Raw genomic sequence first — 9,570 nt, 5'->3', positions numbered from 1 at the left:
CTGCTGCTGGTTGCGCGGGTGAGGGGGCAAGGCCGGCAAGGATCAGCCGCTCCGGGCCTTGCCCCCTCACCCGCGCAACCAGCAGCAGGACGACACCGGCAGCCAATATGCCGCCGGTGAAGGCCGCGACCGGCAATGTCCAGATGCCGAAACTGTCTCCGAAGACGGTGATGACGGAAACCGCACCCGCGGCGGCGCCCGACGACAGGCCGAACAGGAACGGGTCGGCAAGGTCGTTGCGGGTCACCGTCTGCAGCAGCGCACCGACGACGCCGAGACCGGCCCCGACGCAGATGGCCAGGATCGTGCGCGGCAGCCGCAGGTCGACGACGATCTTGCCTACCGGCCCGGACACGTCGTGCCCGCTGAAGCCAATCGCACGGCCAAGCGAGGCAACGACGTCGGCCAACGGAATCAACGTCGAGCCATAGGCGATCGACAGCAGAGCGAGAGCGGCGATCGCCGCCGCTCCCACCAGCATGGCCAGTGCGAATGCCGGATGGCGCAAACCTGGAAATGCGTCGTGTCTGTCAGGACGCGTGCGACGCACTTCCAGGATCTTTTGCTCATGCATGTCGTTGCCCCAAAACCGCTGCGCACTTTTGGGCGACAGGCATCAAAACGCTTCCGGATGCATGGCCTTGGCGATTTTGTCGATCGCTTCGATATTGGCGGGTCCGGGTGTCAGTTCGGCATAGCGCAGGGCGACGAAGCGCTCGTTCTTGACCGCGTCCGTTTCTTTCATCGCCGGGTGGGACTTCAGGAAATCAAGCAGTTTCCTGTAGCCGCCGCCGTCCTGGTAATCGAGCAGGATGAGGAATTGCGGATTGCGCGACGCCACCGTTTCCCAGTCCGTGTTGCCCCAGCTGGTCTCCATGTCGCCCATGATGTTGTCGCCGCCGGCGGCTGATATCATGGCGCTGGGGATGGCGAACTTGCCTGCTGTGAACGGTTTGTCCTCGCCGGAATCATAGAGAAACACTCGCGTACCCTTGCCGTTGCCGACCTTGGCGGTGATGTCGGCGAGCTGCTTCTTCCAGCCGGAGACAAGCTTCTCCGCCTCGGCCTCCTTGCCGAAAATCTTGCCCAGCTTTTCGACGTCGCCATAGAGCAGGTCCATCGAGGCGGCTGGGCGGCTCTTGTCGAGATGGACGCAGCTTTCCGTCAGCACCAGCGTCTTGATGCCGTGCGGAGCAAGCGTATCGGGTGTCACCTCGCCGCCCGGCTTCATGCCGTAATACCAGCCGGCGAAGAAGAAATCCGGCTCGACCGCGACGAGGTTTTCGAGCGTCGGATATTTCGGCGCCAGTTCCGGGATCGAACCCTGCTCGGCCTTGAATTCGGGACCCACCTTGTACCATCCGGTGATGCCGGTCAGGCCGACGATCGACGGCTGCAGTTTCAGCGCGAAAGCCATCTCGGCCATGTTGAGATCCTGGATGACGGCGCGCTTCGGCGGCGCATCGAAGGTCAGCGGCTTGCCGCAGCTGTCGACCGTGACCGGGAAGGCCAGGGCTGTCGAGGCCAGCAGCGAGAAGACAAGCGAAAAGGCCAGGCGTTTCACGGGTTTGCTCCTTGTGGATGGGATTGGGTCGACTACGAGATGGCTTCAATCACGTCGGCGGCGCGGCACGGTTCGGCACATCGAACACCGTCAGTTCGCGGTCTTCGGTCGGATGGCGCAGACGCAGCACATCGATGCCGAAAATCTCGCGGATCAGCTTTTGGGTCAGGGCTTCGCGCGGTGCGGCGAGCGCTTGCAGACGGGCATGGTTCATCACCGCCACCCTGGTGGCGAACGGTGCCACCAGCGCCAGATCGTGCAGCACCGCGATCACCGTCATCTCGAAGCCTGCCACGAGGTCGAGCAGTTCGCCGCGGGCACGCGGGTCGAGATGGTTGGTCGGCTCGTCGAGGAACAGGATTTTTGGCTGCTGGGCGATGGCGCGCGCAAGTTGGGCGCGCTGGCGCTCGCCGCCCGACAGCGAGCCGATGGTGCGGCCAAATAGCGGCAGCAGGCCGGTCCGGCGCAGTGCATCGACGACGATCTCGCGCTCCTCGCTCCTGCGCCGCAGCCCGGCGTGCGGAACCCGGCCAAGCTCGACATAGTCGATCACCGCCAGCCGCGGATCGGGCTGGTCGGTCTGGCCGACCACGGCAATGTGCAGCGCCCGTTCGGCGGCTGAAATCCTGTCCAGGCGGCGCCCGCCGAGCTTCACCTCGCCGGAGCTCGGACGCAGCATGCCCGACAGCATGCGCAGCAGCGTCGTCTTGCCGGCGCCGTTGGGACCGATGATGGCAAGGCGATCGCCGGCGGCCACCGAGAAGCTGACCGCCTGAACCAGATCCCGCCCATTCGCCGTGACGCAGAGGTCACGGGCTTCGAGAAGCGCTACGGTCATCGGCTGCTGCCCGCCGGCTTGCCGGGACGGCAAAGCGTATATACGACGATGCGATGGATGGAGCCGTCCAACTTTCCGTCACTTTCCAAAACTGGCGACGGAAGGAAGCTGGCGAACCGGCCGACAAGACCGGGATTCGCGTTTCCTCCCGGCACACCCCGTCCGGTCAACTCAGTGATGGCAGGTCTCCTGGCTCACGGGTCGTTGCGCCATCCAGCCTTCCCAGCCTTGCCGGCCAGTGGCATTCACGGATTTTGCTCGCCGCTTACAGTTGCGGGGGCAGCCACGGTCTCGACCTGAGCAGGCCTCACCGTGTTCCCTTTTCACCCCTCGCCTTTCGACTCGGGGACCATCACCGCTTCAGCGTAGATTTGCGCCGATCGCTTCGCAATGGATTTCTCGGACGGAGTGGTGGGCCAGCTAAGGGAAACAGGCATCGCATGCTCTCTTTATGTAATAATATAACATACCTAAGAGATGACGCCGGTCGCTGTCAAGCGAAAGCTCATGGGGCGGTTGGCCGGATGGCGACCGGCATCGGCGCAGATTGCACGGGATGCGCAATTTCGATCAAACTGGCTGCGCCAGGAAACGGCAGGATGATCTGGCCAATGCGAGGAGAAAATGGACCCGACCGAGAAAGCGCTGTGGTTCGTCGAAAGCCATCTGCCGGAGGCGATCTCGCTTGATGATGTCGCGCAAAACAGCGGCGTGTCGCGTTTTCATGTGACGCGCGCCTTCGGCGCCGCCACCGGCCGGTCGGTGATGGGCTACATGCGCTCACGCCGGCTGACCGAGGCGGCGCGCAAGCTGGCGGGCGGGGCGCCCGACATCCTCGCCGTCGCGCTCGACGCCGGCTACAACTCGCATGAGGCGTTCACCCGTGCCTTCCGCGATCAGTTCGGCACCACGCCGGAACTGGTGCGCGCGCAGGGCACACTCGACAAGCTCGACCTCGTGGAGCCGATCCTGATGGACCAGTCCCTCCTCACCAATCTCGAACCGCCGCGTTTCGAGACCAGCCGGCCGTTCCTGATCGCCGGCCTCGGCGAACGCTGCAGCTGCGAAACCAGCGCCGCCATCCCGATGCAGTGGCAGCGCTTCGGCCCCTATATCGGCAACATTCCGGGCGAGACCGGCGACGTCGCCTATGGCGTCTGCGTCAACGGCGACGATGCCGGCAATTTCGACTACATCGGCGGCGTCGAAGTGTCTGACTTCTCCGACCTGCCCAGGGACTTCTACCGGGTGCGGGTGCCGGCGCAGAAATATGCGGTCTTTGCCCACCGCGACCACATCTCGACCATCCGCCGGACGGTCAACACGATCTGGAACAAATGGCTGCCGGCCTCCGGGCATGAGATCGCGGACGCGCCGGAATTCGAACGCTACGGCCCCGAATTCGACCCGCGCAGCGGCAAGGGCGGGCTGGAGATCTGGATACCGGTGAAGGCGTAGTCGGTCAGGCCATCGGCAACGCCGGCCAGCGATCGGCGATCCGGCCGCCGGAAAACACCGCGATCGACCCGAACTGCTGCAGCACGGCTTCGCTCTGCGTCGGCCTTAGAAACGCGTAGTCGCCGGGCTTTGCGGTCGCGTCGGCGGGCAAGCCCATGAATTGCTGGTTGGAGGACAGGCCGAGCAGCCCGTTCGCCTTCATGCCTTCTGGGAAGACCGGCTCGGCCATCCACTTGCCGCCATAGAGGTAGCAACCCTTGCGCGGGAACCGGCCGAGCGCCTGCAGCAGGCGGGTGACGGCCGGCGGGCCGGGCAGCATCGGCTCGACCATTTTCAGGATCGGCGTGGCGATGAAGGCCGCCGGCTGGAAGCCGTCGAGGCCTGGCGTATCGAAGTCGCTGGGCAGCACAAAGGCCGAGCCCATCGAGACCTCATTGGCCGCGCCGCCATGATGAAGCAGCGCGGTCTTGCTGCCGCCGATGTTCAGGATGCGGCGCTGGTCGGCGCCGAGACAGGCGACGAACGCCGAGGCCTGCGCCGACGCCTTTGCCAATGCCTTTGCCGGTCCGCCGAAAAGGCCAGGAATGAGCGGCGCATGCGCCTCGTAGGCCATGACGCCTTCGCAATGCAGCCGGGCCGGCAACGCGCTCAACGCCTTCGACAAGGCCTCAGGATTGGCGAACCCGCCGCGATGCAGCCCGACATCGATCTCGAAAGCGATGCGCAGGCCGATGCCGAGTTCGTCTGCCAGCGCGCCATATTCCGCCAGTCTTTCCTCGCTGTCGATCAGCCAGCAGACGCGCGACCAGTCGGTATCGGCTTTCACCAGCGCCGCCCTTGCCGCGCCGATCGGCATCGGCTTGCCGTAGAGCAGATCGGCATCCGGGAACGCCTTCAGCACCGCCTCGCTGATCGGCGGGTGGAAGGTCATGAAGCGCTCACTGCCAAGCGCCTTGGCGATATACGCAAGCAGCGGCATGCACGCGAGCGATTTGTCGACCAGCCGCACGGCCAGGCCGGGATCCAGTCTCTCCTTGACCAGGGCAATGTTGCCGTCCAGCCGGTCGCGATCGAGCAGCAGGCAGGGCTGGAAGATGCCGGCGGTCTTCAGCGCATCCGAGAGGGTGGAAAAATAGGTGCTCATCATTCGATGCCGAACAAGCCGGCCATATAGGGCGAGACGAAGCGGTTTTGCGGATCGACGTCGCGGCGCACCGCCATGGCATCGTCCCAGCGCGGGTAGAGCTTTTTCAGATCCGCCGCTTTCAGGCTGTGCATCTTGCCCCAATGCGGCCGGCCGCCATATCTGCGGAAGATCGGCTCCGCCGCCCGCATGAACGGCAGAGGATCGTTCGCTGCATCATGGTGGATGGCGATGGAGCAGGTCAGCCTGTTGTAGAATGGCGAAAGCCAGAACTGGTCCGGCGCGACCGAGCGCACCTCCATCGGGAAATAGACCTCGAGAAAACGCTTCTCGGTCAGCTCGATGATCTCGGCCAACGCCTTCGGCCCTTCCTCGAACGGCAAATGATATTCCATCTCGTTGAACTTGGTCTGCCGGTCGCTGGCATAGACGTTGAGCCAGTCCTGCACGTAGTCCTCGGCGGGAAATCTGACGGCCGCCGAACGGATCAGGCGGCCACGCAGCGATGGCAGCCAGGCAAGTGAGGTGCGCAGCCGACGCAGCGTCCTCAAACCCGCCTCGTCCTCTTCCGGCGGCCGTGCGGTGGGTGCGGCGTCGCTGAAATCGCTGGCGATGAACTGCGCATAGCCGGAGAACGGAATGTAGTAGAATTCGGCCGAGCGATGCGCGGCCATCATCGCCTCGAAGTCGCGCAGCATCTCAGTGATCGGCAGCACATATTTGCGGCGGCGCAACCGGTAGGTCGCGATGTTGTTCAGCGTCACTTCGGTGAGCACGCCGAAAGCGCCGAGCGCGACGCCCATGGCGTGGATCATGTCCTGATCCCCTGCCCGCTTGAAGTCGCGGACCTTGCCAAGCCCGTCGACGATCTGCACCGTCTCCAGCTGCGTGTGATAGGCGCCGAGCGTCGGTCCCGAGCCATGCGTGGCGGTACCCAGCGCGCCGCCGATCGCCTGGCGGTCAATGTCGCCCATATTGGGCAGGCCCTGGCCAATGCCTTGCAGGATGCGCATCAGCGGGCCGAGCCGGGTCCCTGCCCGCACCCGCGCCCGATGTGTTTCGGCGTCGTGCGAGACCAGCCCTTCCAGCCTCTCCAGGGACAGGATCGTGCCTTGCGATTTCACCAGCGGCGTGAAGGAATGACCGGCACCGGCGACGCGCACCGGGCCAGGCGCGGTCCGGACGAGATCACCGAGTTCACCGGCATCGCCGGGGCTGGCGATCAGCTTGGGCTCGGCGCTTACAAAGCCCGACCAGTTGCTCCAAATGTTAGACATGCCACCTCCCCGCTCAGGCAACCGCACGACGGTGACGCGACACAAGGACGAAGAGACCGAGCAGCGCCACGCTGGCGACCGCGCTGGCGGCGGCGAATTCCGGCACCGGCCGGAAATCCTTGCCATCGATGAGCAGCGACGCCGCGATCGGCCCGATCGCCAGGCCGAAAAGCTGGGCTGCCGGCACCAGCAGCACAGCGGTCCGCGTCTCGTCGGCGGTGATCGCCAGACGTATCTGGTAGGGCACGATGAACAGCAGGATAAAGCCCATGGCCAAGGCAGCGACCCAGAACGTTGTCAGGCCAGGGCTACTGGCAAGAACCAGGGAGCTGACAAGCGCGACGACGCCGATCGCCGCGATGGCAAGGCGATAATCGATGCGCGCCTCGAACACGGTGGCCGTCATAGCACCCAGGACCTGCACGGCGAGGCTGGCCGAGACGATCAGGCCGACGGTGCGGCCATCGATGCCATACTGTGCGCCAAGCGGTTCCAGAAAGGCCCAGACCGCGCCGAAGAACATGAAATAGCAGAAGACGGACAGCAGCGCGGTCGTCGAGGGAAGCGTCAGCACATTGACCAGGTTCTCCTCCTTGGGCAGGTCGGCATAGTCACCGGGAACAGTGAAGGCGACCACCAGCGACACGACGCAGACGACGGCAAGAACGATGAAGCCGCCCGACGCCCCTGCGGCCGGGATGACATAGAGCGCCAGCAACAGGGCGAGCGCGCATTGCGCCAGCGTCTGCATGGTGACGAAATAGCCGCCGATGCGCTCGGCGCGCCGCGAGCGGGCGATCAGTTCGGTGGCGATGGCGACCAGACCGCCCTCGGCGAGCCCGGCCAGGGCGCGGGCCGCAATCAGCGTGCTGGTGCTCGCGGCATAGGCCGTCCACACATTGACCAGCGCCAGCAGCAGCAGAAGGACGGCACTTTTCCAGCGCATGTGGTGCGCCGAAAGCAGCATCGCCACGACAGCCGAACCGATGGCAATAGCGATCATCTCGGCTGTGGCGACCAGCGCCAGTTCGTCGCCGCTGACATGGCCTTCGGTGTAGAGAGCTCCGAGCAGCACCGGCTGCAGGCCGAGGATGAGCAGGCCGACCGAACCGATCCACAAGGCCGAGGCGAGCTGCCAGCCGGTCGGATTGCCGACCAGCCAGTCGCCACTGCCTGCGTGGCCGGTATCTGTCGAAGCCAAAGGCGCCTCCCAACGTCCTTGCCGTGCGGCAAAAAAGCTGACAACCTGTCAGTATTTCAGAAACTGATACTTGATCATATTTTCTTGTCAACCGGAATTTGGGAAGCCGTGCGAAAGATCGGTGCATGACGGAATTGAAGAGAATGGCGACCGAGCCGAGGCGCAGGCCCAAGCAGGAACGCAGCCGCGAGCGCATCGACGCGATCCTGTCGACGACCATGCGGCTGATCGGGGAAAAGGGTATCGACGCCGTCACCATGAAGGAAGTCGGCATGCTGGCGGGCGGGCCGATCGCCACCGTCTACCACTATTTTCCCAACAAATCGGCGATCCTGGCGATGCTCTATGAGCGGTTTTCAGAGGTCAGCCGGGCACGGCTGACCACGATCATCGCCGAAATCCGCGAGGCGAACGACGTGATCGTGGCCGCTGACCGGCTGCTCGATGATTATCTCAGCCGTGTCGCCGGCGATCCGGCCATCCAGGATCTGCAGAACGCCATCCAGGCCGACAAGGCGCTCAAAAACCTCGACATCGCCGAAACCCGACACCAGGCCCAAATGTTCTGCGACCACGTCATCGCCTTGCTCGAGCCCGAGAGGCGCGAGCAGTTCGAACGCATGGTCCTGCTGATCTTCCAGCTCGCCGGCGGCGTGGTGCGCCTGGCGCTCGCCGAGGGCGAAGCGGAAAGCCGCCAGACCATCGAGGATTACCGGTCTATCATTCACACGCAGCTGCGACTGTTTCTCTAGGGCGTCCGCGGCGATCTCAGCCGCGCCTATTTCGCCCGATGGATGAGGCCTTCGAAGCCGTGAGTCAGATCGGAAGCGCCGGCCGCGAACATCTTGACGAGGTTTTGCGGACGGCCGGGAGTCTTGTTTGCGTCGAGGAGGACGGCCCTGCCCTCATGCATGACGAAATCGAATTTTCCATAGTCAAAGCCGAGTTCACGCCGACGCTCACGCAATTCGTCGGGCACCGGGACGGGCTCGCGCCGGATCGTCTCTGATGCCTTGACCAGGCGGTTCGGGGAGACGTAGCGGGTGCAGCGCTCGCGCTCTCCGCAAAACACCCAGAAACGAACAGCAAAACCGTCGGGTTCTCTCTCCGGAATGAACTTTTCCACGACGAGATCGTCGCAATCAAAGACGCCATCTGGAACGTCGCCGAGAGATCCATGGACCTCATAAGGATGCAAGGCTGGCAAGCGCGGAAACGGCTGCTGTTTCCCGGCACGCTCGGATCGCCGGTTGAGGAGCGTCTCCGGAATACCCCGATTGTTGAGATTGCTTTTGACGATCACCTGACCTTGCCAGCTGTCGGTTCTGTCGACCAATGCGCCGCTGATCCGCCGCTTGGATATGTCGGCGGCGCCGATGTTGAGGCAGAAGGCAAAACTCCGGGCGTAGTCGACATAGTCCGTGGGCGTCACCGTGGCATCGACATGCAATACCGCCATATCGCCGCTGACCGGCTTCGACAGGCCTTGCTGAACCTGAACCGAGTGGCCGCGCCTTTTCAATTCCGCAAGAATGTCGAACAGCATGTATGGGCTGCTCCTGCGCAGCAGGATGTCGCGCCTGCCCAGGAACCTGTCATGCTCGTGCGTTATCACAACGATGCGCGCCACTATCTACCTCTTGGACCGTCTGTAAATTCTTGAAATGTCTTGGCTTGTCCGACGACCTCTATTAAGCCCCGGCGGGTATCCAAATCCAGGCGTCCAGGGGCCAATAAATTGCATGACAAATCATTGGGACGATTACCACCGCCATTGGAAACTTCTGGAAGCGCCGCTCCGGCCAACAGCGGAAACCGTCGCTATATTCGATCGCGAACTTGATCTTGGAAATGCCGATGTCCTCCTCTTGGGGGTGACCCCGGAATTGGCAATTCTGGGCAAGTCGATGTTGGCGGTCGACCAGTCGGCGGCCATGATTTCCGGCGTATGGGCCGGCGACGACGGCTCGCGAAGGGCAATCGCCGGCAACTGGCTTAACCTGCCCGTGGATCACGCAAGCATCGACGCCGTCATCGGCGACGGATGCCTGTCGGCGGTCGATTCCCAGGCGGCGCGCAGTTCGTTGT

The 9,570-nt window shown here is 63.8% G+C and carries 10 protein-coding genes, 1 pseudogene and 1 riboswitch; of the genes and pseudogenes, 4 read left to right on the top strand and 7 right to left on the bottom strand.

Annotated elements, in window-relative coordinates:
- From EN893_RS08030 to EN893_RS08020, 3 genes are all read right to left on the bottom strand, one after another.
- Window positions 1–481: iron chelate uptake ABC transporter family permease subunit (locus EN893_RS08030; protein ID WP_245490814.1), on the bottom strand; the 481-nt coding region annotated here is incomplete at its 3' end.
- Window positions 482–616: 135 nt separating this feature from the next.
- A complete protein-coding gene (locus EN893_RS08025; protein ID WP_127267056.1) occupies window positions 617–1,564 on the bottom strand; it encodes an ABC transporter substrate-binding protein in 948 nt (315 codons plus the stop codon).
- A gap of 49 nt (window positions 1,565–1,613) precedes the next feature.
- On the bottom strand, window positions 1,614–2,402 hold the full coding sequence (locus EN893_RS08020; RefSeq protein ID WP_127267057.1) for an ABC transporter ATP-binding protein: 789 nt from the start codon (window positions 2,400–2,402) through the stop codon (window positions 1,614–1,616).
- 161 nt (window positions 2,403–2,563) lie between these two features.
- Window positions 2,564–2,771: riboswitch (cobalamin riboswitch) on the bottom strand.
- Window positions 2,772–3,026: 255 nt separating this feature from the next.
- Here EN893_RS08020 and EN893_RS08015 point away from each other — a divergent pair.
- Window positions 3,027–3,860 carry an AraC family transcriptional regulator gene (locus EN893_RS08015; RefSeq protein WP_128361477.1) on the top strand — a complete coding sequence of 278 codons (834 nt, stop codon included), beginning with the start codon at window positions 3,027–3,029 and terminating at the stop codon, window positions 3,858–3,860.
- A gap of 4 nt (window positions 3,861–3,864) precedes the next feature.
- On the opposite strand, the gene EN893_RS08010 is transcribed toward EN893_RS08015, so the two are convergent.
- Genes EN893_RS08010 through EN893_RS08000 form a run of 3 tightly spaced genes read right to left on the bottom strand, consistent with a single transcriptional unit; the run spans window position 3,865 to window position 7,482 of the window.
- Window positions 3,865–5,004 carry a DSD1 family PLP-dependent enzyme gene (locus EN893_RS08010; RefSeq protein WP_164749008.1) on the bottom strand — a complete coding sequence of 380 codons (1,140 nt, stop codon included), beginning with the start codon at window positions 5,002–5,004 and terminating at the stop codon, window positions 3,865–3,867.
- Window positions 5,004–6,281 (bottom strand): D-arabinono-1,4-lactone oxidase, encoded by a 1,278-nt coding sequence (locus EN893_RS08005; protein WP_127272478.1) that lies wholly within the window; start codon window positions 6,279–6,281, stop codon window positions 5,004–5,006. Before EN893_RS08005 ends, EN893_RS08010 begins: the two co-directional genes overlap by 1 nt.
- Before the next feature lie 13 nt (window positions 6,282–6,294).
- Window positions 6,295–7,482, bottom strand: a complete 1,188-nt coding sequence (locus EN893_RS08000; protein WP_127269303.1) for an MFS transporter — start codon at window positions 7,480–7,482, stop codon at window positions 6,295–6,297.
- Window positions 7,483–7,607: 125 nt separating this feature from the next.
- On the opposite strand from EN893_RS08000, the gene EN893_RS07995 reads away from it, so the two are divergent.
- Window positions 7,608–8,234, top strand: a complete 627-nt coding sequence (locus EN893_RS07995) for a TetR/AcrR family transcriptional regulator (RefSeq protein WP_164749009.1) — start codon at window positions 7,608–7,610, stop codon at window positions 8,232–8,234.
- A gap of 26 nt (window positions 8,235–8,260) precedes the next feature.
- Here EN893_RS07995 and EN893_RS39075 read toward each other — a convergent pair whose 3' ends face one another.
- On the bottom strand, window positions 8,261–8,608 hold the full coding sequence (locus tag EN893_RS39075; RefSeq protein WP_245490813.1) for a hypothetical protein: 348 nt from the start codon (window positions 8,606–8,608) through the stop codon (window positions 8,261–8,263).
- Between the two features lie 51 nt (window positions 8,609–8,659).
- Here EN893_RS39075 and EN893_RS39070 point away from each other — a divergent pair, with 51 nt between their 5' ends.
- Both EN893_RS39070 and EN893_RS39065 read left to right on the top strand, forming a co-directional pair.
- The gene (locus EN893_RS39070; protein ID WP_245484371.1) at window positions 8,660–9,145 is read left to right on the top strand and encodes a hypothetical protein; all 486 of its coding nucleotides are present in this window, start codon (window positions 8,660–8,662) and stop codon (window positions 9,143–9,145) included.
- A gap of 244 nt (window positions 9,146–9,389) precedes the next feature.
- A pseudogene (locus tag EN893_RS39065) lies at window positions 9,390–9,570 on the top strand (methyltransferase type 11); the annotation flags it as partial.

This window comes from Mesorhizobium sp. M7A.F.Ca.CA.004.04.2.1, from assembly GCF_004022825.1.
In the GTDB taxonomy this organism is placed as follows: Bacteria; Pseudomonadota; Alphaproteobacteria; order Rhizobiales; family Rhizobiaceae; genus Mesorhizobium.
This window is presented reverse-complemented; position numbering and strand designations above follow the sequence as displayed.